The 23,642-nt window shown below is 70.2% G+C and carries 18 protein-coding genes; 11 read left to right on the top strand and 7 right to left on the bottom strand.

The features are described from left to right. Positions 1–196: 196 nt before the first annotated feature. On the bottom strand, positions 197–841 hold the full coding sequence (locus tag ABD289_RS23210) for a 4'-phosphopantetheinyl transferase family protein (RefSeq protein ID WP_344136983.1): 645 nt from the start codon (positions 839–841) through the stop codon (positions 197–199). A 112-nt stretch (positions 842–953) separates the two neighbouring features. Here ABD289_RS23210 and ABD289_RS23205 point away from each other — a divergent pair, with 112 nt between their 5' ends. Then, complete coding sequence (locus tag ABD289_RS23205) at positions 954–1,427, top strand: cupin domain-containing protein (RefSeq protein ID WP_344136980.1); 474 nt, start codon at positions 954–956, stop codon at positions 1,425–1,427. 15 nt (positions 1,428–1,442) lie between these two features. On the opposite strand, the gene ABD289_RS23200 is transcribed toward ABD289_RS23205, so the two are convergent. Continuing rightward, on the bottom strand, positions 1,443–3,044 hold the full coding sequence (locus ABD289_RS23200; protein WP_344136977.1) for an FUSC family protein: 1,602 nt from the start codon (positions 3,042–3,044) through the stop codon (positions 1,443–1,445). Between the two features lie 42 nt (positions 3,045–3,086). Between ABD289_RS23200 and ABD289_RS23195 the strand changes: the two genes are divergently transcribed. The 7 genes from ABD289_RS23195 (at position 3,087) to ABD289_RS23165 (ending at position 14,982) form a co-directional block, all read left to right on the top strand. Further along, positions 3,087–3,572, top strand: a complete 486-nt coding sequence (locus ABD289_RS23195) for a MarR family winged helix-turn-helix transcriptional regulator (protein ID WP_344136974.1) — start codon at positions 3,087–3,089, stop codon at positions 3,570–3,572. A gap of 185 nt (positions 3,573–3,757) precedes the next feature. After that, positions 3,758–5,035 carry a glycosyltransferase family 87 protein gene (locus ABD289_RS23190; protein WP_344136971.1) on the top strand — a complete coding sequence of 426 codons (1,278 nt, stop codon included), beginning with the start codon at positions 3,758–3,760 and terminating at the stop codon, positions 5,033–5,035. Positions 5,036–5,498: 463 nt separating this feature from the next. Then, on the top strand, positions 5,499–10,061 hold the full coding sequence (gene gltB, locus ABD289_RS23185; protein WP_344136968.1) for a glutamate synthase large subunit: 4,563 nt from the start codon (positions 5,499–5,501) through the stop codon (positions 10,059–10,061). Then, positions 10,054–11,508 (top strand): glutamate synthase subunit beta, encoded by a 1,455-nt coding sequence (locus ABD289_RS23180; RefSeq protein WP_344136965.1) that lies wholly within the window; start codon positions 10,054–10,056, stop codon positions 11,506–11,508. The genes gltB and ABD289_RS23180 overlap by 8 nt, the downstream gene beginning before the upstream one ends. A gap of 267 nt (positions 11,509–11,775) precedes the next feature. Beyond that, positions 11,776–12,441, top strand: coding sequence for a hotdog domain-containing protein (locus ABD289_RS23175; protein WP_344136962.1), 666 nt, complete (start codon positions 11,776–11,778; stop codon positions 12,439–12,441). Between the two features lie 32 nt (positions 12,442–12,473). Beyond that, positions 12,474–14,006, top strand: a complete 1,533-nt coding sequence (locus ABD289_RS23170; RefSeq protein WP_344136959.1) for an acyl-CoA synthetase — start codon at positions 12,474–12,476, stop codon at positions 14,004–14,006. A gap of 16 nt (positions 14,007–14,022) precedes the next feature. After that, the gene (locus tag ABD289_RS23165) at positions 14,023–14,982 is read left to right on the top strand and encodes an LLM class F420-dependent oxidoreductase (protein ID WP_344136956.1); all 960 of its coding nucleotides are present in this window, start codon (positions 14,023–14,025) and stop codon (positions 14,980–14,982) included. 40 nt (positions 14,983–15,022) lie between these two features. On the opposite strand, the gene ABD289_RS23160 is transcribed toward ABD289_RS23165, so the two are convergent. Both ABD289_RS23160 and ABD289_RS23155 read right to left on the bottom strand, forming a co-directional pair. Beyond that, complete coding sequence (locus ABD289_RS23160; RefSeq protein WP_344136953.1) at positions 15,023–15,709, bottom strand: histidine phosphatase family protein; 687 nt, start codon at positions 15,707–15,709, stop codon at positions 15,023–15,025. Between the two features lie 101 nt (positions 15,710–15,810). Then, the gene (locus ABD289_RS23155; RefSeq protein WP_344136950.1) at positions 15,811–16,422 is read right to left on the bottom strand and encodes a LysE/ArgO family amino acid transporter; all 612 of its coding nucleotides are present in this window, start codon (positions 16,420–16,422) and stop codon (positions 15,811–15,813) included. Between the two features lie 66 nt (positions 16,423–16,488). On the opposite strand from ABD289_RS23155, the gene ABD289_RS23150 reads away from it, so the two are divergent. After that, entirely contained in the window at positions 16,489–17,373 is an 885-nt protein-coding gene (locus ABD289_RS23150; protein WP_344136947.1) for a LysR family transcriptional regulator ArgP, read from the top strand. An 83-nt stretch (positions 17,374–17,456) separates the two neighbouring features. Here ABD289_RS23150 and ABD289_RS23145 read toward each other — a convergent pair whose 3' ends face one another. Continuing rightward, on the bottom strand, positions 17,457–18,266 hold the full coding sequence (locus ABD289_RS23145; RefSeq protein WP_344136944.1) for a crotonase/enoyl-CoA hydratase family protein: 810 nt from the start codon (positions 18,264–18,266) through the stop codon (positions 17,457–17,459). 746 nt (positions 18,267–19,012) lie between these two features. Between ABD289_RS23145 and ABD289_RS23140 the strand changes: the two genes are divergently transcribed. After that, entirely contained in the window at positions 19,013–19,717 is a 705-nt protein-coding gene (locus ABD289_RS23140) for a TetR/AcrR family transcriptional regulator (protein WP_344136941.1), read from the top strand. 50 nt (positions 19,718–19,767) lie between these two features. Next, positions 19,768–20,994 (top strand): PAS domain S-box protein, encoded by a 1,227-nt coding sequence (locus ABD289_RS23135; protein ID WP_344136938.1) that lies wholly within the window; start codon positions 19,768–19,770, stop codon positions 20,992–20,994. A 15-nt stretch (positions 20,995–21,009) separates the two neighbouring features. Here the strand turns inward: ABD289_RS23135 and ABD289_RS23130 are convergent, their stop codons facing one another. Next, positions 21,010–22,359, bottom strand: coding sequence for a dihydrolipoyl dehydrogenase family protein (locus tag ABD289_RS23130; RefSeq protein WP_344136935.1), 1,350 nt, complete (start codon positions 22,357–22,359; stop codon positions 21,010–21,012). An 84-nt stretch (positions 22,360–22,443) separates the two neighbouring features. Next, positions 22,444–23,382 carry an alpha/beta hydrolase gene (locus ABD289_RS23125; RefSeq protein ID WP_344136932.1) on the bottom strand — a complete coding sequence of 313 codons (939 nt, stop codon included), beginning with the start codon at positions 23,380–23,382 and terminating at the stop codon, positions 22,444–22,446. Positions 23,383–23,642 lie beyond the last annotated feature (260 nt).

Genomic DNA, 23,642 nt, shown 5'->3' with positions numbered 1-23,642 from the left:
CGCTTGCTGTCGAGAAGTTTTCTGGAGAGTATCTTTCTCGGAAGAGGTTGGGGTCCGGGAGCCGCGACGAAGGGGTGCGGAGGGCGTTTGCCGCCATGCGGAGATTTCCCGACCCGTTTGCGCCGAGAACGTTCCAAGAGGGGGAGCAGGACTGGCGACGACGAGCCGGCAAGGCGGTGGGCGTTCTCCGGTCAACTCAGCTGACGGTTACCGCGGTCAGCACCAGCCCGTCGCGGACGATCCAGCGCCCGGTGAAGGTGTCGAGTTCGCGGTCGGGCAGGTGCGCCGTCTTGGCGAGCTTCGCGGTGAACGCGCCAGGGGAGAAGTGCAGCTCGGCGTCCTCGAAGCCGAGCCACTCCGCGGTGAGCGGGTACCAGGCCTTGTAGATCGATTCCTTGGCGGAGAACAGCAGGCGATCCCAGTTCAGCTGCGGTTCCTCCGCGGCCAGGCGTCGCAGGTGCGCGCGTTCGGCCGCCAGCGAGACGACCTCCAGCACGCCGTCGGGCAGCGGGCTGGACGGTTCCGCGTCGATGCCCACGGAGCTCAGTTCGCCGGTTCGAGCCACCGCAGCGCCGCGATACCCGGCGCAGTGGGTGATCGCCCCGACCACGCCGTCCGGCCATTGCGGGGCACCGCGCGTGCCGCGCCGGATCGGAGTCACGGGCACTCCCAGCTCGCGCAGGGCGCGGTGCGCGCACCAGCGGCCTCCGGTGAACTCCCGGCGCCGCTTGTCGACCGCGTGCGCGACCTCGGCTTCCTCCTCCGGGAACAGCCGGGCCCCGGCCGGATCACCGAAGGTCTCGGCGGATGCCGCCGTCGCGGGCAGCAGTTCTTCGATCAATGGAGTTCCCCGAGCCGCACGCGGACAGCCTAGCGCCGCGGGCACGGACCCGGTTGTGCCGTACCGCTCGGCTGCGATTACCTCGGTGTCGACGGCGAGTGAGGAGAGCTCCATGACGCAGCAGGACGCGTTCCACCCGGACCTGTCGAGCGGGACTTCCGACGAGCGGCGCAGATCGCTGCGCACCCGCGTGCAGCACGTGCGCGGGCAAGACCTGGACAGCGGCACCGCCCAGACCGATGGCATGCGGCGGCTCGCGGCCATCAGCGGCGAGCTGGTGGGCTCGGACGCGATCTGGATGGGCGAGACGCACGTCGCTCCCGGCACGGCCTCGGGCAACCACCACCACGGAGACTCGGAGACGGCCATCCACGTGGTCAGCGGGCACCCGGCGTTCGTCTTCCACGACGGCACCGACGAGGTGCGGATCAGCGCCGAACCCGGCGACTACGTCTTCGTCCCGCCGCACGTCCCGCATCGCGAGGAGAACCCGGACCCGGCCGAGCCCGCGGTGGTCGTCATCGCCCGCAGCACGCAGGAGGCGGTCGTGGTGAACCTCCCCGAGCTCTACCCGCTCGAACCGTGACCGCTGCGGTGCGGATCAGCTGGTGACCGATCGCGTCGGGGCCGTGTCGGCGAGGGCCTGGTAGGCGCGGTGCTCGGTGTCCAGGACCTGCTGCGGTCCCGGGTGGGTGCGGAGTTCGCCCGCGGCGACCTGGTGCGCGTCGCGAAGCGCGAAGACCGCCGCCAGCAGGCCGGTGCGCGCCTCGGGGTCGCCGGGCCTGCGCCGCAACTCCTCGGTGGCGCGCTCGCAGGTGTGCAGCGCTTCCCGGAGGTGCTGCGCGGAACGGCGGTTGAGCAGGACCGCGCAGACCGCTACGCCGAGCGCCGCGCCGAAAAGCGTCATGGTGACGCGCTCGGCGATCAGGCCGAGGTGATCGGGGTGGCTCAGCGCCGCCAGGCACAGCGCCAGGGGAGTGGCGAAGGTCAGCCCGAGCCCGTAGTTGGACATCACCACCAGTTCGGCGCCGACCTGGCAGAGCACGATCACCACGAGCAGCGTCATCGGCGACGGGTCGGTGGTGAAGATCAGCAGGGCCAGCAGCGCTCCGGCCGAGGTGCCGGCGCAGCGCTGCAGCGCCCGGTGCCAGGTGGTCGTCGTGTTCTGCGACTGCAGCACCGAGCTGACCGAGACCACCGCCCAGTAGGCGTGCTCGAGCTGGAAGGTCGACACGATCAGGCCGGTGACCAGCGAGGCCACCGCCATCCGGGCCGCGTTGCTGCGGTAGGGCGCCATGGCGGCGCGCGCTCCGCGACGACGCCGGGGAACCGGCTGCGGGGCTGGCGAGGCGTGCGCGGGTGCGGGCACGCGTCCGCGCCGGAGCCGCTTGCCGGTGGCGCGCAGGTTCGCGCCCGCCCTCGACCGGTCCATCGCGGTGGGCGCGGCCGCGGCCTGGTGCAGCAGGTGCACGGCGTGCGCGAGGTGGCCGCGCAGGGCGTTGCTGGTCCGGTCGCCCCGGCCGCGCAGTTCGGACAGCGCCTGGTGCAGCGCGGCGTGCGCGCGGTGCCTGCGCTCGCTTCCGGGTGATTCCAACTGGTCGGCCGTCGCGAGCATCGCTCGCGCGGTGGCCAGGCGGTGCGGACCGGTCGGGTGCAGCGCGGCACCGGTCATGCTGAACAGGTAGGACACGCCCGCCGAGGCGGCCGTGATCGCCACGACCTGCGCCAGGCCGGACCAGGTCTGCGGTGAGTAGGCCGCCGCTCCGGCGGCGAAGACGAACATGAGGCCCCCGGGCGGGCCCAGCGCGAGCACGTCGGAGAGCAGCTTGGCGGCCGTCGCCACGACGGTCAGCGTGATCACCTTGAGGAGACCGCCCGCGCCCGCGGCCGCGGTGAGCGCGCCCGCGGCCACGCTCGCCGTCAGGCCCACCGCGACCACCAGCAGCAGTCGCGCGCGTCGCGGGTACGGATCGACCCGGCAATACAGCGAGGTGAACGCGCCCAGCGCGGCGAACGGTGCCAGCCGCAGCTGCCCGGTCGCCACCAGCGCCGCGATCGGCACCAGGTAAGACAGGCCGATCCGCAGGGCCGGCACCAGCACGCCGCCGAACATCGAGTTGATGCGCAGCGCGTCGCGGGTTCGCAGGGTCGTGGTGATCCGGTGGCGGAGCGTGGTGCCGACGGAGCCTCCGAAATCATTCACTAGTAAAATATTACCAGGTGCTTTACTCGTGAAGGAGTCAGGTTGGACGTCGTAGGACGGATCAGCGCGCAGTGGCGCGAGCGGTATCCGGACATGGACCTCTCGCCGATCGAAGTGATCGGTCGCGTGCGCCGCCTCGGCGTGCTCTCCGGGCAGATGCCCGAGCGGGTGCTCGGCGAGCCGCGGCTGTCGCGCGTGGAGCTGGAGGTGCTCAGCGCGCTGCGCCGGAGCGGCGGCCAGATGCGGCCCAGCCTGCTGACCCGCGAGACGCTCTCCTCGGGCGCGGCGACCAGCAAGCGGCTGGCGAAGCTCGCCGAGGAGGGGTTGATCAGCCGCAGCGCGTCGGGCCGCGACCGGCGCGAGATCGACGTGCGGTTGACCGAACGCGGCCGCGAGGTGATCGACCGGGTCCTTCCCGCGCAGATCGAGTGGGAGCGCGAGCTGCTGGCGCCGCTCAGCGATGCCGAGCGCGCGCAGCTCGCGGACCTGTTGGCCAAGGTGCTGGGGCCGCTCGACCCGCCCGCGTGACCCGCGCGCTTCGCATCGGCCGATAGTCGTCCCTGTCCACAGGAATTCGGGCGAGTCGTGTGATCGGGCCGAGGCTGGGTGCGTTAGGGTTTGCCGGTTTTTGGGGATTCCGCGACTCGGCGGACTCGGCGTGATCCGATGGGTCACGTGTTGGCGGCCGGTCGCCTGATCGAGAGGACCCGCGGGTGGTCACGGAACGGACCGGAGCCGTCCAAGCGTTGCGCACCGGCGAGCTGACCGCCCGGTTGCGCGATTTCGTGTTCGTCAACGCGCGCGCCATCACGCTCATCTCCGTGCCGCTGCTGCTGGCGTCGTTCGCGCTGCTGGTGCTGCTGCACCGCGCGGGACTGGATCCGAGCTGGGCGATCGATTACCAGGTCTACCGCTGGGCGGTGCACACCTGGCTGGCCGGTGGCGACATCATGAACTACGCGCCGACGGTCAGCATCGGACGTCCGCTGCCGTGGGTGTACCCGCCGTTCGCGCTGCTTCCGCTGCTCCCGTTCGCGCTGCTGCCGTTCACCGTTGGCCTGGTCGCCCTGTACCTGGTCGACTTCGCGGCCATGGGCGGCGCGCTGTACCTGGTCACCCGGCATCTCTGGTCCGGGGTCGGCAAGCGCGGGGCGGTGGCCGTGGCGATGGCCGTGCTGCCGTTCACGCTGTTCCTCGAGCCGGTGTTCTCCTCCTTCGGGCTCGGGCAGGTCAACATCCTGCTGATGGGTCTGGTCATCACCGACTGCCTGGCCCGCTCGCCGCGCTGGCCGCGCGGCCTGCTCATCGGCATCGCGGCTGCGATCAAGCTCACGCCGGCCGCTTTCCTGCTGTTCCTGCTGTTCCGGAAGGACTTCCGCGCGGTGGGCGTGGCCGTCGTGACGGCCATCGCAGGCACGCTGGCCGGGTTCGCGCTGAACTACCAGGCGGCGATGGACTACTGGATCAACCAGGGGCCCGCGCACGGCGTGAGCGGCTCGGGCTTCCACACCAACCAGGCGATCCTGGGTGAGCTGACCAGGCTGGGGGCGTCACCTGAGCTGAAGTACGGCGTCTGGTTCGTGCTGGCCCTCTGCCTGACCGCCGTGGTCGCGCTGGCGATCCACCGGGTCGAGCCCGCCCTGGGCGTGGTGGCCAACGGACTGCTGTCACTGCTGATCTCTCCCACATCGTGGTCGGACCATTGGGTGTGGTGCGTGCCGGGTCTGCTGGTGCTGGTGGGTTACGCGATCCGCTTGCGCAGCATCGGCTGGCTGCTGACCGCGGCCACGACGTTGATCACCGTCATGGTCGCCTCGTTCGGCTGGGTGCCCAACGGCCCGCCGTGGACCAAGGCCCAGCACCTCATCGGCAATCCGTACCTGCTGTGGGGCGGTCTCCTCGTGGGGCTGCTCGGGCTGTACTGCCTGCGCAAACCTGTGGTCGAAACCGCACCGGAGCCGATGCGCGAGCCCGCGGGCGTGGGTGGCTGACCACCTGGCTGAATTCCCGTCGCGAACGGGTCCCGGCATTCGGGTGATTGTCGTTCGGCGCTTGGCGGGGTACGAAACAACTGCGGGAATCGGTCGTTGAACCGGGTCCGAGGGCTTTGTTCAGTGATGTCACTGGTGTTGCTCGGTGGTTTCCTGCTGCGCAAGAAGATCGTGAACAACGCCACTGCTTCGACCGAACCGTCGCGTATGGACGGATCCGTGGTGCACAATCCTCGGACTCGCAGCCGTCGTGACAACGACGTCTCACTGGCTGAGAGTGGTCACGTTCGCTTAACTTCGTGTTACCTGCCGGTAGCTTTCCAGCTGAGCGATCTGTAGAGTGCCTCAAACTGACTTGGCGTGCAACGACGCACCCTTCTGATCAGTGCCCCCAAAGGTCTCAATGTTCCGCAGCGGGTGATGCCTGCCCTGCTGCGGGTGTGGCCTGTCGACGGGAGGTCCGATGACTCGTTCCCACCATGTGAGAAGCGTGGCGCAGCGTAGCGCCCAGGCCGACGGTCTCTACGACCCGGCCGCCGAGCACGACGCCTGCGGTGTCGCGTTCGTTGCCGACCTGCGCGGTCGGCAAAGCCATGACCTGGTTGAGAAAGCACTGACTGCGCTGCGCAACCTGGAACATCGCGGTGCCAAGGGCGCCGACCCGGACACCGGTGACGGCGTCGGGCTGCTCACCCAGATCCCGGATGCGTTCTTCCGCGCCGTCGTCCCCTTCGAGCTGCCCGAGAAGGGGGCTTACGCGGCCGGCATCGCTTTCCTCCCGGAGGAAGCTGACGAGGCCGAGCAGGCCGTCGCGCGGATCGAGCGGATCGTGGCCGAGGAAGGGCTGCGCCTGCTGGGCTGGCGCGAGGTCCCGGTCGCGGCGGACTGCGCGGGCACCTCGGCTCGCGAGGTCATGCCGAGCTTCCGGCAGCTGTTCATCGGTGCGGCCGACGAGGGGCAGGCCGAGTCGGCGCTGGCGTTCGAGCGGCGCGCGTTCTGCGTGCGCAAGCGCGCCGAGCACGAGGCCGACGTGTACTTCCCGAGCCTTTCCGCGCGCACCATCGTCTACAAGGGCATGCTCACCGAAGCGCAGCTGCCCGCGTTCTTCCCGGACCTGGGTGACGAGCGGTTCGCCAGCGCGATCGGTCTGGTGCACTCCCGGTTCTCCACCAACACCTTCCCGTCCTGGCCGCTGGCGCACCCGTACCGGTTCATCGCGCACAATGGTGAGATCAACACGCTCAAGGGCAACCGCAACTGGATGCGGACCCGCGAGAGCATGCTCGACACCGATCTCATCCCGGGCGACCTGCAGCGCCTGTACCCGATCGCGACGCCGGACGGCAGCGACTCGGCGACCTTCGACGAGGTCCTGGAGCTGCTGCACCTCGGTGGCCGGTCGTTGCCGCACGCGGTGCTGATGATGATCCCGGAGGCGTGGGAGAACCACGCCGAGATGGACGCCGCGCGGCGCGCCTTCTACGAGTTCCACAACTACCTGATGGAACCGTGGGACGGCCCCGCGCAGGTGGCGTTCACCGACGGCACCCAGATCGGCGCGGTCCTGGACCGCAACGGCCTGCGGCCCGGCCGCTACTGGGTGACCGAGGACGGCCTGGTCGTGGTGGCCAGCGAGGTCGGCGTGCTCGACATCGAGCAGGAGAAGGTCGTGCGCAAGGGCCGGCTGCAGCCGGGCCGGATGTTCCTGGTCGACACCGAGGCCGGTCGGATCGTCGACGACGACGAGATCAAGGGCGAGCTCGCCGCCGAGTACCCGTACCAGGAGTGGCTCGACGAGGGGCTGGTCAAGCTCGACGACCTGCCCGAGCGCGAGCGCGAGCTGCCCTCGCACGACTCGCTGGTGCACCGTCAGCAGGTCTTCGGCTACACCCAGGAAGAACTGGGCGTGCTGCTCAAGCCGATGGCCAGCGCGGGTGCCGAGCCGATCGGCTCGATGGGCAACGACGTGCCCTTCGCCGCGTTCTCGGACCGGCCCCGCCAGCTGTTCGACTACTTCACCCAGTTGTTCGCCCAGGTCACCAACCCGCCGCTGGACGCGATCCGGGAAGAGCTGGTGACCTCGCTGAGCACGCACGTCGGACCGGAGCACAACCTGCTGGGTCACGCCCCCGAGGCGTGCCATCAGCTGGTGCTGCCGTTCCCGGTGCTGGACAACGACCAGCTCGCCAAGATCGTGCACATCAACGACGACGGCGAGCGTCCGGACCTCAAGCCCGCCGTCATCGACGCGACCTTCCGCATCGCCGGCGGGGGAGAGGCGCTTCGCGCGCGGCTCGACCACATCTGCGAGGAGGTCTCGGCAGCGGTGGCCGACGGGGCGCACGTGCTCGTGCTCTCCGACCGCAACGCCGACAAGCAGCAGGCGCCGATCCCGTCGCTGCTGGTCACCGGCGCGGTGCACCACCACCTGGTGCGCGAGAAGCAGCGCACAAAGGTCGGTCTGATCGTCGAAGCCGGCGACGTGCGCGAGGTGCACCACGTCGCGCTGCTCATCGGCTACGGCGCCGCGGCGGTCAACCCCTACGTCGCGATGGCGACCGTGGAGGACCTGGTCTCGACCGGTGTGCTCACCGACGTGACCCCGGAGCAGGCCACCGCGAATCTGATCAAGGCGTTGGGCAAGGGCGTCCGCAAGACCATGTCCAAGATGGGCGTGTCGACCGTGGCGTCCTACACCGGTGCGCAGATCTTCGAGGCGATCGGGCTTGGCGACGAGGTCGTCGAGCAGTGCTTCGCCGGCACCACCTCCCGGCTCGGCGGCGTCGGCTTCGACGTGCTTGCCCAGGAGGTCGCCGAGCGGCACCGCCGCGCCTACCCGGTCGACGACGTGCACGCCCCGCACCGCACCCTCGACGTCGGCGGCGAGTACCAGTGGCGGCGCGAGGGCGAGCCGCACCTGTTCAACCCGAAGACGGTGTTCAAGCTCCAGCACTCCACGCGCTCCGGGCGCTACGAGGTGTTCAAGGACTACACCAAGGCCGTCGACGACCAGTCGCGCGACCTGATGACGCTGCGCGGGCTGTTCAAGTTCCGTGAGGGCGTGCGCAAGCCGGTCCCGGTCGAAGAGGTCGAGTCGGTCTCGTCGATCGTCAAGCGCTTCGCCACCGGCGCGATCTCCTACGGGTCCATCTCGCAGGAGATGCACGAGACGCTGGCGATCGCGATGAACCGGTTGGGCGGCAAGTCCAACACCGGTGAGGGCGGCGAGGACGCCGACCGGTTCACCCCGGACGACAACGGCGACTCGCGGCGCTCGGCGATCAAGCAGGTCGCTTCCGGGCGGTTCGGCGTGACCAGCGAGTACCTGGTCAACTCCGATGACATCCAGATCAAGATGGCGCAGGGCGCCAAGCCCGGCGAGGGCGGTCAGCTGCCCGGCGGCAAGGTGTACCCGTGGATCGGCAAGACCCGGCACTCCACGCCGGGCGTGGGGCTGATCTCGCCGCCGCCGCACCACGACATCTACTCGATCGAGGACCTGGCGCAGCTGATCCACGATCTGAAGAACGCCAACCCCAAGGCGCGCGTCCACGTCAAGCTGGTCAGCGAGGTCGGTGTCGGCACCGTCGCCGCGGGCGTGTCCAAGGCGCACGCCGACGTGGTGCTCATCTCCGGGCACGACGGCGGCACCGGCGCCTCGCCGCTGTCGTCGATCAAGCACGCAGGTGGGCCCTGGGAGCTCGGCCTGGCCGAGACGCAGCAGACGCTGCTGGCCAACAACCTGCGCGACCGGATCGTGGTGCAGACCGACGGTCAGCTCAAGACCGGTCGTGACGTGGTCATCGCGGCGCTGCTGGGTGCCGAGGAGTTCGGTTTCGCCACCGCTCCGCTGGTGGTCTCGGGCTGCATCATGATGCGGGTCTGCCACCTGGACACCTGCCCGGTCGGCGTGGCCACGCAGAACCCCGCGCTGCGCGAGAAGTTCAGCGGCAAGGCCGACTACGTGGTGAACTTCTTCGAGTTCGTCGCGCAGGAGGTGCGGGAGTACCTGGCCGAGCTTGGTTTCCGGTCGCTCGACGAGGCCATCGGGCAGGCGGACCTGCTCGACACCTCGGAGGCGGTGCGGCACTGGAAGACCCAGGGGCTGGATCTCAAGCCGCTGACCCACGTGCCCGAGCTGCCCAAGGAGGCCTCCCGGCACCAGACCACCGAGCAGGACCACGGTCTGGAGAAGGCGCTGGACAACACGCTCATCCAGCTGGCCGAGGGTGCGCTCAAGGAGGGCACGCCGGTGCGGCTGGACCTCCCGGTGCGCAACGTCAACCGGACCGTGGGAACCATGCTCGGTTCCGAGCTGACCCGGCGCTGGGGCGGCGAGGGGCTGCCCGACGACACGATCGACGTGACCTTCACCGGCTCGGCCGGTCAGTCCTTCGGCGCGTTCGTCCCCTCGGGCATCACGCTGCGGTTGCTGGGCGATGGCAACGACTACGTCGGCAAGGGCCTCTCCGGCGGGCGGATCATCGTGCGCCCGGACGCCAAGGCGAACTTCGCCGCCGAGCAGAACATCATCGCGGGCAACGTGATCGGTTACGGCGCCACCGGCGGCGAGCTGTTCCTGCGGGGCGTGGTCGGTGAGCGGTTCTGCGTGCGCAACTCCGGTGCGGTCGCGGTCGTCGAGGGCGTCGGCGACCACGGTTGCGAGTACATGACCGGTGGTCGTGCGGTCATCCTCGGCTCGACCGGGCGCAACTTCGCCGCCGGGATGTCCGGCGGTATCGCGTACCTGCTCGACATGGACGAGAACCGGGTCAACCCGGAGATGGTCGACCTGGATCCGCTGGACGACTCCGACCGCGAGTTCCTGCACGACCGGGTGCGCAGGCACTACGAGCAGACCGAGTCGGCGGTCGCGCGCGAGCTGCTGGCCGACTGGGACACCGCTGTGGAGCGCTTCGGCAAGGTCATGCCGAGGGACTTCAAGCGGGTGCTGCAGGCCCAGAGCGCCGCCGAACGCGACGGGCGCGACGTCAACGAGGCGATCATGGAGGCGGCTCATGGCTGATCCCAAGGGATTCATGACGACGCCGCGGGAGACTCCGCAGCGTCGCCCGGTGGACGTGCGCATCAAGGACTGGCGCGAGGTCTACCTGGAGTTCGAGCAGCCGCGGCTGACCAAGCAGGCCGGCCGCTGCATGGACTGCGGAATTCCGTTCTGCCACCAGGGTTGCCCGCTCGGGAACCTCATTCCCGAGTGGAACGACCTGGTGTGGAAGGAAGACTGGGAGTCCGCGATCGAGCGGCTGCACGCGACCAACAACTTCCCGGAATTCACCGGGACGTTGTGCCCGGCGCCCTGCGAGACGGCCTGCGTCGTCGGCATCAACGACGACCCGGTGAGCATCAAGCAGGTCGAGATCTCCATCATCGACAAGGCGTGGGACGAGGGCTTCGTCAAGCCGCAGCTGCCGCGCACCCGCACCGGCAAGAAGGTCGCGGTGGTCGGCTCCGGCCCGGCCGGGCTGGCCGCCGCGCAGCAGCTGACCCGAGTGGGGCACAGCGTGGTCGTCTACGAGCGGGCCGACCGCATCGGCGGCCTGCTGCGCTACGGCATTCCCGAGTTCAAGATGGAGAAGAGCCGGCTGGACCGGCGGCTCGGGCAGATGCGCGCCGAGGGCACCGAGTTCCGGGCCGGGGTCAACGTCGGGGTGGACGTCACCGTCGAGCAGTTGCGCGCCGACTACGACGCGGTCGTGCTCTCGGGCGGGGCGACCAAGGCTCGCGACCTGCCCGCACCGGGGCGCGAGCTCGACGGCATCCACCAGGCCATGGAGTACCTGCCGCTGGCGAACCAGGTGCAGGAGGGCGACTTCGAGCGCGCTCCGATCCACGCCGAGGGCAAGGACGTCGTGGTCATCGGCGGCGGTGACACCGGTGCTGACTGCGTGGGCACCGCGCACCGCCAGGGCGCGAAGTCGGTGACGCAGCTGGAGATCATGCCCCAGCCGCCCGCCGAGCGCCCGTCGGAGCAGCCCTGGCCGACCTACCCGATGATCTACCGGGTCTCCTCGGCGCACGAGGAGGGCGGCGAGCGGCTGTTCTCGGTGAACACCCAGGAGTTCCTGGGCGACGAGCAGGGGCGCCTCCGTGCGCTGCGGCTGGTCGAGGTGCAGCGCACCGACTCCGGTTTCGAGCCGATCGAGGGCACCGAGCAGGACATCCCGGCTCAGCTGGTGCTGCTGGCGATGGGCTTCGTCGGCCCGCAGCAGGAAGGTCTGCTCAACGACCTCGGCGTCGACTACGACGCTCGGGGCAACGTTGCCCGCGACGACAACTTCATGTCCAGTGTGGACGGAGTTTTCACCGCCGGTGACATGGGCCGCGGCCAGTCGCTGATCGTCTGGGCCATCTCCGAGGGGCGTTCCGCGGCCGCCGGGGTGGACCGCTACCTGATGAACGGACGGGACGTGCTGCCGGCTCCGATCGAGCCGACCGATCGCCCCATGACGTGATCGGTTGATCGGCAACACCATTCGCAAACGGGGTCCGGGTTCGGCAACGCGTCGAACCCGGGCCCCGCTGCATCCACCCCAACGCGTGAGCGGCGACAGTTTTGCCTAAAACTGTCCGGACAAAACGGATATGATCATGCGACAGTTTTAGGCAAAACTGTCAACCAGCTGGTGACGCGCGGGTAGCAAACCGGCTGGTCGGTCTGGACGGGGCGCGGTCGGCGGGTGAGACTTGGGGGCAAGAACATGGGAGCGGAGGAGAGCAGCGTGGCTGAAAGTGCTTCGTCCGCGGCGGCCGACGTCCGGGAGCGACGGGAGGCGGTCCGCGAGCTCGGCGACGCGTTGCGGCAGCTCACCGACGCCGCCGTGTCCACCGAGGTCGACGCGGAGACCCTGCGCGAGGTCACCGAGCAGGTGCGCGGACTCGTCCAGCCGCTGAGCGCGGCGAACCGGGTGCGCGGACAGATGGCCACGGTGGACGAGGGCGCCCGGCGGCTGCGGATCTACAACCCGGCGATCGGACCCGGGAATCCGGTGGCCCCGCCGATGCGGGTCGAGCACGGCGACGGCAAGGCCATCGGCAGCTGCACCCTCGGGCTCGCCTACGAGGGCCCGCCCAGCTACGTGCACGGTGGCGTCAGCGCTCTGCTGATCGACCAGATCCTCGGGCACGCCCACGCGGCCGCGGGCGCGCCCGCCGGGATGACGGTCAAGCTCGCGCTGCGCTACCGGCGTCCCGTCCCGCTGAGCGAGCCGCTGCGGGTCGTCGGTCGCATCGACGAGCACGACGGGCGCTGGACCCAATCGCGGGCCAGCATCGCCACGGCCGCGAATCCGGAGAAGATCCTGGTCGAGGCCGACGGTGATTTCGTGGTGCCCAGCGAGGAGCAGGCCGCGAGGCTTTTCGGGAAGGTCGAGGGCCTGGCAAGCTGATCCGCCGGTGAGCTAGGTTCAAGGAGGAACCGATGTACCCAGGCGTGCACGCAGCCACCACCCCGGACAAGCCTGCCGTGATCATGGCCGGCTCGGGTGCGGTGACGACTTACCGGGAACTCGACGATCGCTCGCTGCGGCTGGCCAACGCGCTGCGCGCCGCCGGGCTGGGCGAGGGCGACGTGGTCGCGCTGCTCTCGGACAACGACCCGCGCGCTTTCGAGGTCTACTGGGCCGCCGTGCGTTCGGGGATGTACGTCACGGCGGTCAACAACCACCTGCAGTCCGACGAGATCGCCTACATCATCGGGGACTCCGGCGCGGGCGCGCTGATCGTCTCGGCCGGGATCGGCGACCTCGCCGGGGACGTCGCCGAGCTGATCGACGGACCGCCGGTGCGCCTGGCCTACGGCGGTGCGGTGCCCGGCTACGAGGACTACGCGGAAACGCTCGCCATCGCCTCCGCCGAACGCCCCGCGGTGCAACCGTGCGGGCTCGACCTGCTGTACTCCTCCGGAACGACCGGCAGGCCCAAGGGCATCAAACCCCCGCTGCCGGACCGGCAGGTGCACGAGACCGGCAGCATCCTGCACGAATTGCTGCACGGTTTCTACGGTTTCGACGCCGACACGGTCTACCTGTCGCCCGCGCCGGTGTATCACGCCGCGCCGCTGCGCTACTGCTCCGGAGTGCACGCCTTCGGCGGCACCGTCGTGATGATGGAGCACTTCGAGCCGGAAGGCGCGCTGCGGGCCATCGAGCGCTTCCGCGTCACGCACAGCCAGTGGGTGCCGACGATGTTCGTGCGGATGCTCAAGCTCGACGAGGCGGTCCGGTCCCGCTACGACCTGTCCAGCCATCGGATGGCCGTGCACGCCGCCGCGCCCTGCCCGGTCGAGGTCAAGCGCGCCGTGATCGATTGGTGGGGCCCGATCCTGCTGGAGTACTACGCGGCCACCGAGGGCATCGGGATGACGCTGATCGACTCGGCCGGCTGGCTGGAAAAGCCCGGTTCGGTGGGACGTCCGGTCTCCGGTGTGCTGCGCATCTGCGATGACGACGGGGCCGAGCTCCCGGCCGGTGAGGTGGGCACCGTTTACTTCGAGCAGGAGGAGATCACCTTCGAGTACCTCGGCGACGAGGAGAAGACCCGCTCGGCCCGGCATCCCGAGCACGCGAACTGGGCCACCACCGGCGATCTCGGCTACCTCGACGAGGACGGGTTCCTGTTCCTCACCGACCGCAAGGCCTTCATGATCATCTCCGGAGGGGTGAACATCTACCCGCAGGAGATCGAGAACGCCCTCACGATGCACCCCGCGATCGACGACGTCGCCGTGTTCGGGGTACCCGACGAGGAGATGGGCGAGGCGGTCAAGGCGGTCGTGCAACCCGCAGCAGGCGCGCAGCCGGGTGCGGAGCTGGAGCGCCGGCTCATCGAGCACGCGCGCGAGCGGCTGGCCCACTACAAGGCCCCGCGCAGCGTCGACTTCCTCGACGACATGCCGCGCACCCCGACCGGAAAACTCGTGAAGGGCAAGCTCAAAGCGCGCTACACCCGGTGAAGTGAGAGGAACATCCGTGGATCGACGTTGGGGCATCACCGTTCCGCTGCCCGGGCTCGGCCTGGTCGAACAGCGCGAACTCGTCGCCGAACTGCCGGATCTGGGCTACACCGACGCGTGGTCGTCGGAGGCCAACGGCGCGGACGCGTTCACCCCGCTGGCCCTGGCCGCGAACTGGGCCCCGGAACTGCGCCTGGGCACCGCGATCGTGCCGGTCTACACCCGCGGTCCGGCCACGTTGGCGATGAGCGCGGCGGCCATGGGCGCTGCCGCGCCGGGCCGGTTCGCGCTCGGCGTGGGGACTTCCTCGAACGTGATCGTCGAGCGCTGGAACGACATCGCCTTCGAAGAGCCCTTCAAGAAGGTCCGCGACACGGTGCGATTCCTGCGCAAGGCGCTGACCGGGGAGAAGGTGACCGAAAGCTACGACACCTTCGAGGTCAGGGGTTTCACCGCGGGCCTGGTCGCCGACCCGGTGCCGCCGGTGCTGGTCGCCGCGCTGCGCCCGGGCATGCTCAAGCTCGCCGGGCGCGAGGCCGATGGCGCGATCATCAACTGGCTGTCCCCGGAGGACGTGCGCACCGTCGCGCCGCACGTGCACCAGGGCGGTGCGGACAAGGAGATCGTGGCCCGCATCTTCGTGCTGCCCGACACCGATCCGGACACCGCGCGGGGCATCGCGCGCAGGCACATCGCCGCCTACATGAACGTGCCGGTCTACCGGGCGTTCCACGAATGGCTGGGACGCACCGAGCTGAGCCCGATGTGGGACGCCTGGGACGCGGGTGATCGCAAGGCGGCGCTGGCGGCGATCCCGGACTCGGTGGTCGACGACCTCGTGGTGCACGGCCCGGCGGAGCACTGCCGCGAACGCGTCCAGCACTACGTCGACAACGGGGTGACGACCCCCGTCATGGCGCTGCTGAACCAGGGCGACCCGACCGCGGCGGTGCGCGCGCTCGGGCGGCCTCGGTAGCCGCCCGGAGGCGCGTGCCCGGGCGCGAGCCGGTGAGCCGTTAGCTGAGGGCGGCGGGCTGCGGCCCGTCGCCGAGGTGCGCGGTCTCGTTGAACCGGCGCACGATCCACCGGTCACCGCTGATCACGATCTGCGACAGCGAGCCGTTGGCCGCGCCGAGGAAGGACATCGGCCGCGCGCCCGCGGCCAGCTCGATGATCCGGCCGATCACGCCGCCGTGGGTGAACACCGCGATCCGCTCGTCCGGGTGGGCTCGCGCGAGCCGCTCCAGCGCGGTCCGGACGCGCTCGTGGAACGCCTCAGCGGGCTCGGCGCCGGGGATCACGTCCCAGCGGCCCTCGGCGAACATCCGCTGGATGACCGGGTCGTTCTCGGCGACCTTCCGGCGGAACACGCCGCCCTCGAACTCGCCGAGGTGGACCTCGCGGAGCTCCTTCTCGACCTGGGGCGCCATCCCCAGCTTTTCCGCCAGCGGGGCGGCGGTCTGCGCGGTGCGACGCAGGTTCGTGGTGTAGAGGGCCGCGAACGACTCCCCGGCCAACCGCTGGGCGACCAGCTCGGCCTGTTCCCTGCCGTCCGGTGCCAGATCCGGGTCACCCTGCCCGTCGACCAGGTCGAAGGGTTCGCCGGGAACCGCGGGAGCGGACTCGCCGTGCCGGATCAGCAGGATGTCGGTGGCTCCCGGCGGCGGGGTGAATCGGGACTGGCGGTACTCCACCTCGGACATGCCTGCGCGCCCTTCCTCTTTGCCGTTCGCACGGCACCTTTCCACCGCGTGCGACCGATTTCAACGAAGTGGCGTGGCGCGGTTCCGGCGCGATCGCGTTCCTACGCGCTGACCAGCAGCGATGTACCGATCGTGACCATGATGGTCGCGATGGTGCCGTCGAGGATCCGCCAGGCGATCGGGCGGGTGAAAACACCGGTGAGCAGTCTCGCGCCGAAGCCGAGACAGACGAACCACAGGCAGCTGGCGACCAGCGCGCCCGCGCCGAACTCCCAGCGGAGGGTCCCGTAGCCGGCCGCCACCGAACCGATGATGAAGACCGCCTCCAGGTGGGCCTGCGGGTTGAGCCAGGTGACGCCGAGGCAGGTCAGGGCGGCTCGACGGCGGGACCCGGTGGTTCCCGACCCGACCTCCATCGCCGCGGGGCGGAACGCCCGGCGAGCGGCCAGCAGGCCGTAGCCGATGACGAACAGGCCACCGAGGACGGCGGCGGTGGTCATCAGCCAGGGCCGGGTGTTGACGATGCCCGCGAAGCCGCCGACGCCGATGGCGATCAGCGCGACGTCGGAGACGATGCAGATCGCCACCACCAGCGGTACGGCGTGCCGCTGCAAGCCCTGGCGCAGCACGAAGGCGTTCTGCGCGCCGATGGACACGATCAACGACAGGCAGGTGCCGAACCCGGCGGCCACTGCGGGCAGTGCGCTTCCCATGCCCTCGACGCTAGGGACGGGCCGGTGCGAAGTACAGCTAAAGATTCTTACGTAACATTAGGAGATGTGAACCTAGACCTGCCGCTGGACCAGGTGCGCACGCTGCTCGCGGTGGCCGAGGCCGGAACCTTCGACTCGGCGGCCGAAGCGCTGCACGTGACGCCCTCCGCGATCAGCCAACGCGTGAAGGCCCTCGAGCAGCGCACCGGGCGCGTGCTGCTGATCCGGACGAAACCGGTGCGGCTGACCGAATCCGGTGCGGTGGTGGTTCGCTTCGGGCGCCAGCTGACCCGGATGGAGCACGACGTGCGCGCCGAGCTGGGCATGTCGGGTGCGGGCGAACCGCACCGGATCGCCATCGCGGTCAACGCGGATTCGCTGTCGACCTGGTTCGTCGAGGCGCTGAGCAACGCGCCCGCGCAGGTCTGCTTCGAGCTTCATCGCGCCGACGAGAGCGCGACGACCGCGCTGCTGCGCGAGGGGCGGGTGATGGCCGCTGTGACCTCCACGGCCGAGCCGGTGCAGGGGTGTGCGGCCCGCCCTCTCGGGAGCATGCGCTATCTGCCCTGCGCGGCGCCCGGACTGGTCGAGCGCTACCCGGACGCCAAGCACCTGATCACCGATGGCCCGATGCTCTACTACGACGACGAGGATCAGCTGCAGGACGCGTTCGTCCGTCGGGTGGCCCGGGGCGGGCGTTCGTCCGCCGCCGTGCGCCATCGCGTTCCCTCCTCGGAGGGCTTCGTCGGGGCGACGGCGGGTGGTCTCGGCTGGGGCATGGTCCCGCGCGTGCAGGCCGAGCCGTTGCTGGCCGACGGATCGCTGGTCGAGGTGCATCCGGGCAGGGGAGTGGACGTGCCGCTGTACTGGCAGCAGTGGAAGCTCGACTCGCCGGTATTGGCCGCGGCGGCCGAGGCCGTTGCCGAAGCCGCCGCGGCAGGTCTCGGGTAGGTGCTGCGCGGCCGTCGTGGCGGTCCCGGAGCGGGGCACTGACCGGCGGCGGGGCGCGGGGACGCCGCCGGTCCGGACAGTTGCTAGGCGGGGTCGGTGAAGACCGGGTCGCGCTTTTCCATGTTCGCGGTGACGGCCTCGACCTGGTTCGGGGTTCCGAACAGCTGGCCGATCGAGTCCTGCTCCGCGTCGAAGCCCGTCGCCAGGTCCACTCGCCCGGCCATGTCCAGCAGCCGCTTGGACTCGCGGACCGCCTCGGGGCTCTTGCCCGCGATCTCGGCCGCGAGCGCGAGCGCCGCCGCGTGCGGATCCTGCTCGACCCGGGTCGCCAACCCCAGTTGTGCGGCCTGCTCGCCGCTGACCACGCGGCCGGTGAAGGTCAGCTCCTTGGCGACGTCGCGGCCCACGAGCTCGGGCAAGAGCTGAGTTCCGGTCATGTCCGGCACGATTCCCCACTTGATCTCCATCACCGACATCCGCGCGTCGGCGGCGGTCAGGCGGATGTCCGCGCCGAGCGCGATCTGCAGCCCGCCCCCGTAGGAAACGCCGTGCAGCGCGGCGATCACGGGCACTCGCAGGTGGTTCCAGACGTAGGCGGCCTGCTGACCGCGCGCCTTGGCCGGGCCGATCGGCTGGTCGGCGGTCAGGTCGCGGGTGTTCGACCCCTCCGAGAACTTGGCCATCGCGGCGAAATCCAGTCCGGCGCAGAAACCGCGTCCCTCTCCGGAGAGCACCACGGCGCGCACGCCGGGATCATCGTTCAGGCGCAGACCGGTATCGACCAACGCCCGGAACATCTCCGGGTCCAGTGCGTTGAGCTTGTCGGGGCGGTTCAGCCGCACGTCGGCGACCCCGTCGGTCACTGTGCAGCTGATCCGGGTGGACTCCGACACGTGCTGTCCTCCAAAGGGTTCCGGTGAAATCGAGCTTCGCGCGTACCGCAGGACCGCACCCGCGCGCAGCAGGGGTTCCGGCGAACGCTAAGCGCCCCGAACCCCGTGGTCAACAAAACCACCCCGTGCCCTCCGCAACACCCGTGCCCTCCGCAACACCCACCCGGGCGGCCGGTGACAGTTTTGCCTAAGGGGTCCTCGCAGAATGCGGTGGGGCCGCTGGTTCAGGTGGGGGCTCAGCCTGCGCCGCCGCGGGTTCTCAGACGTCGTCGGGCGAGGACAGCCGCGGCGCCGCGTAGGTGGCTACTCAAGGAGCGGATCCCGCAGCCCGGCGGCGTCTGAGGTTCCGCTCCCGGCACCGCCACGCAAACCCCAAACTGAAATGTCTCCTAAAACTGTCCGGGCAAAACGGACATCGATCATGCGCAGTTCTAGGCAAAACTGTCACGTCCCTCGTGGGGTGCTGTGGCGTGAAGTTGCCATGTGGTCGATTTGGAGGGTGCGTCGTGCGCGGCGTACGCTAATGCGCGTACGGCGCACGCAGTGGGGGTGGGTGCGTCCGGGGTCGGGGTGATGCGGCGGCGTCGGCTGGGGGTGACGCCGCCGCATTCGACCTGGATAGCGGTCGCTGCAGGCATTTCGGTTCCGAAGGGCTCGGCGCGGGCGTTCTCGGGTGGCTCGGTTTGCGTAGCATCGCCCGTGCCACGAACGCCGGACGGTGCCGCAGAGCTCGAGGATGGATCGCCATGACCGATCGGGAATCCCGGTCCGCGCAACTGCTCTGGGGAGACCGAACGCGCGCGCCGCGCGGACCCAAACCGAGCCTGAGCGTCGACCGGATCGTGGCCGAGGGCATCGAGCTGGCCGACCTCGAAGGTCTCGAGGCGCTGTCGATGCAGCGGCTGGCGACCGAACTCGGCGCGGGCACCATGTCGCTGTACCGCTACGTGCCGAGCAAGGACGATCTGATCGCTCTGATGCTCGACGCGGCGATGGGCGCGCCCCCGCAGGTCGACGAGGGCGTCGGCTGGCGCGGCGCGCTGGAGGCCTGCGCGCGCAGCTGCGCGGCGGTCTTCGAGCGCCATCCCTGGGTGTTGTCGCTGGCCGCCAGGCCGCGGACGATGGGGCCCAACGAGGTCGCCTACGTGGAGGCCGCGCTCGCCGCACTGTCCGGGACCGGGCTCAGCTCCGCCGAGATGATCGACACGGTCGTGCTGCTCAACGGATTCGTGCGGGGCGTCGCCCCGTTCCTGGCGGCCGAGCGCGACACCGACCGCAGGCTGATCGACATGGAGCTGATCGCCGCGCACGGGCGCCGGGAGAACTACCCGACGGTGGCCGCGGTGCTGGGCGAGCTCGGAGGGCGCAGACACCGCAATGCGGACGATTCGTTCGAATACGGCCTTCGGCGTATTCTGGACGGCGTGGCCGCGCGCATCGACGCCCCGTAGCGGACCGGGTCGGTGCGGATCGTCGGCAACCCCGCTATGGTTCGGTTCTCATGTCCACCTCGGAGCCCAGCAGCGCCGCCGACGTGCCCTGGCAGCACATCTTCGACCAGGCGACGGCGGCCATGGCGATCATCGATTTGCAGGGCCGTTACCTGCACGTCAACGACGCGCTGTGCCGCATGCTCGGCTACCGGCAGGATCAGCTCCGCGGATTGGACTACCGCGAGATCACCCACCCGGACGATGTCGACCCGGACGGCCCGACCGAGTCGGCGCAGCCGCTGGAGAAGCGCTACATCCGTTCCGACGGCGCGGTGATCTGGGCACTCGTGGCGCGCACCTACATCCGGGGTGACGATGGGGAGCCGCTGTTCCACCTGTCCCAGATCCAGGACATCACGCAGCGCCGGGAGACCGAGCTGCTGTGGCAGCGCAGCTTCGCCAACGCGCCCATCGGGATGGCGCTGGTCGACCTCAAGGGCGGCTGGACCGCTGTCAACGACACGCTGTGCGAGATGCTCGGCTATTCCCGCGATGAGCTGCTGAGCATGGCCTTCGGCGACGTCACCTACGAGGACGACGAGGAGCAGGGCACCAACGCGCTGGACGACCTGATCGCCGGCCTGGTGGACAGCGTCAACATCGAGAAGCGGTACCGGCACAAGAAGGGTCACCCGATCTGGGTCCTGATCCGGGCCACGGCCGTGCCCGGCGCGGACGGGCGCCCGGCGTTCGTCGTCAGCCAGTACGAGGACATCGGCGAGCGGCGCCTGGTCGACGCGCATCTGGCCCACTTGGCGCTGCACGACCCGCTGACCGGGCTGGCCAACCGCGCGCTGCTGGCCGACCGCCTGGAGCAGGGGCTGTACCAGATCGCCCGCGGCGACGGGACGCTCGCCGTGGTGCTCGCCGATCTCGACCAGCTCAAACCCACCAACGACCGCTACGGCCACGCCACCGGCGACCAGCTGCTCATCGCCGCCGCGGGCGAGCTGCGTAAGGCCGTGCGCGCCGGTGACACCGTGGCCCGGCTCGGCGGGGACGAATTCGTGGTGGTCAGCGTGGTGGCGGACGCGGAGGCCGCGCAGTCGTTGTGCGATCGCGTCGAGGGGCACCTCAACACGGAGGTCTTCCTCGACGGGGAGCCCTTCGCGCTGCAGGCCAGCGTCGGACACACCGCCACGGCCGACCCCGCGGCGACCCAGGAGTCCCTGCTGCACGAGGCGGACCGGAACATGTACCGGCACAAGCGATTCCGCCGCCAGGACCGGCACTGAGGCCGGTGCGGCGCGTCACAGCTCGGCGAGCGCGGACTCGATGGCCCGGTGGAAGGTCGGGTAGGCGAAGATCATCTGGCCGAGCAGGTCGACCGGGACCTCGGCGTGCACCGCCACGGCGAGCGCGCCCAGGATCTCTCCCGCGCCCGGGCCCACGACCGTGGCGCCGACGAGGACGTCGTGGTCGGCGTCGGCGACCAGCTTGATCAGGCCTTCGTTGCCGGTCTTGTGGATGAAGCCCCGTGCCGAGTCCTGCAGGCGAGTGGTCGCGGTGCGGGTGCGCAAGCCGGCCTCGGCGGCCTGCGCGGCGGTGTAGCCGACCGCGGCGACCTCCGGGTCGGTGAAGGTCACCGACGGCATGGCGCGGTAGTCGGCGACCGGTCCGGGTTCGCCGAGGATGTCGGCGGCGGCGATGCGCGCCTGGTAGACCGAGTTGTGCGTGAAGGCGCCCTTGCCGGTGACGTCGCCGATGGCCCACACGCCCCGCGCGGCGCGCATCCGGTCATCGACCTCGATCGTCCGCGCTTGCTCGTCGAGGCCGATCTCGCCCACGCCCAGCGTCGCCAGATCGGTGCGCCGGCCGGTGGCCACCAGCAACTGGTCCGCTGCCAGCTCGGTACCGCCCGCGGAAACCCGGAACGTGCCGTCGTGGGACACCCGCTCGACGTTCGCCCCGGCCAGGACGGTCAGCCGCTCTGCCTGGAGGCGCTCGGTGATGACCTCCGCGGCCTCCGGTTCGGCGGCGGGCAACAGGTGCGGCTGGGCCTCCACGACCGTCACCCGACTGCCGAACCGGGCGAAGACCTGCGCGAACTCCAGGCCCACCGGCCCGCCGCCGAGCACGATCAGCGACCCGGGCGCCTTCTGCACGCTCACGGCGTCCCGGTTGGTCCAGTAGGGCGTCTGCGCGAGACCCTCGATCGGCGGGACCGCGGGCTCGGTCCCGGGATTGAGCACGATCGCCCGGCGCGCCCGCAACGTCCGTCCGTTGACCGAGACCTCGCCGGGCGCGCTGATCCGGCCGGTCCCGCGCACCAGCCGGCCACCGGTGGACTCGAACCGCTCCGCGGCGATCGTGTCGTCCCAACCGGTGGTCGCTTCATCCCGGATGCGCGTCGCCACCGGACCCCAGTCCGGCGCGACCTCGGCCGATCCCGCCAGCTCCGAAACGCGCCGCGCCTCGCCGAGCGCATCGGCGGCTCGCACCATCATCTTGGTCGGGATGCAGGCGAAGTAGGGGCACTCGCCGCCGACCAGCCGGGACTCGATGCCGACCACGGACAGCCCGGCGGTGGCCAGCCGGGAGGCCACGTCCTCCCCGCCCGGCCCCATGCCGATGACCACGACGTCCACCTCGTCAGGCACTCGGACCACTCCATCCACCGATCGGACTTCGCGGTACCCAGCGCAACACCGGTCACCTCGGCGCGCACCTCGAGCGCTGCCACCTCACTCGAGCGCGGCGCGCAGCACCGCGTACATCTCGGTCACCGCCTCCCACGCCACGGGCATCAGCTCGGCACCGGGCAGGAATCCGTGGAACAGGCCGTCGCAGTGCTGGGCGGAGGTGGGCACGCCGGAGGCGCGCAGCCGCTCCGCGTAGGCGCGGCCCTCGTCGCAGAGCGGGTCCATCCCGACCGTGAGCACGTGCGCGGGCGGGAGCCCGGTGAGGTCGTCGGCGCGCAGCGGTGCGGCGTGCGGGTGCTCCCGCAGCTCTCGATCGGGTGCGTACTGGTCCCAGAACCACATCATGTGCCGCCTGGTCAGCACGCAGTCGGCGTCGCTCTCCAGGTACGACCGGGTGTCGAAGTCGTGATCGGTGACCGGGTAGATCAGCAGCTGGAAAGCCAGGCCGGGCGTCCCGCGCTCGACGCACAGCAGCGCGGCGACCGCGGCGAGGTTGCCTCCTGCGCTGTCGCCGGCCACCGCCAGGCGCGCCGGGTCGCCGCCGAGCGATGCGGCGTTCTCAGCGGCCCACACCGTCGCCGAGTAGGCGTCCTCCACGGCGGCGGGGTAGCGGTGCTCGGGCGCCAGCCGGTAGTCCACCGACACCACGATCGCGCCGACCTCGTTGGCCATCGCCCGGGCCACCCCGTCGTGGCTGTCCAGGTCGCCGAGCACCCAGCCACCGCCGTGGAAGTAGACCACCACCGGTCGCGGCTCGGCAGCTCGCCCGAACGGCCAGTACACCCGCACCGGTACCCGCACGCCCGCGGAGCCCGGGATCTCGCGATCCTCGACGTCGGCGACCTCCTGCTGGGGGCGCGCGGCGGCGCCCTCGGCCATGATCCGGCGGGCGGTCGCGGCGTCGGTGACCTCACCTCCCAGGTCGGGGAAGTGCTCCCGGACCTGGGAGATCAGCGCTTGGGCATCCGGATGCAGCGGCATGTCGTGTCCCTCCTGGCGGTCAACGGCTCGGGCACAGATGTAATCCGACCAGGCCACCCGATGGATATCGGCCAGTTCAGCGATCGTGTTCTCGCATCGTGGGAGCGAAAAATGGTGTGTCAGATCACAAATATGCCGATTCGGTGGTCATGGCGTCCTTCCCGCCGCGGATAGCACCATCGATACAGGTCGCACTGTCCGCAGGTGAGGACGGTGGCCGGACCGGATCGGACGGACATCAGCGCACAGTGATCATCCGG

Source organism: Saccharopolyspora halophila, from assembly GCF_039531955.1.
Classification (GTDB): domain Bacteria; phylum Actinomycetota; class Actinomycetes; order Mycobacteriales; family Pseudonocardiaceae; genus Saccharopolyspora; species Saccharopolyspora halophila.
This window is presented reverse-complemented; position numbering and strand designations above follow the sequence as displayed.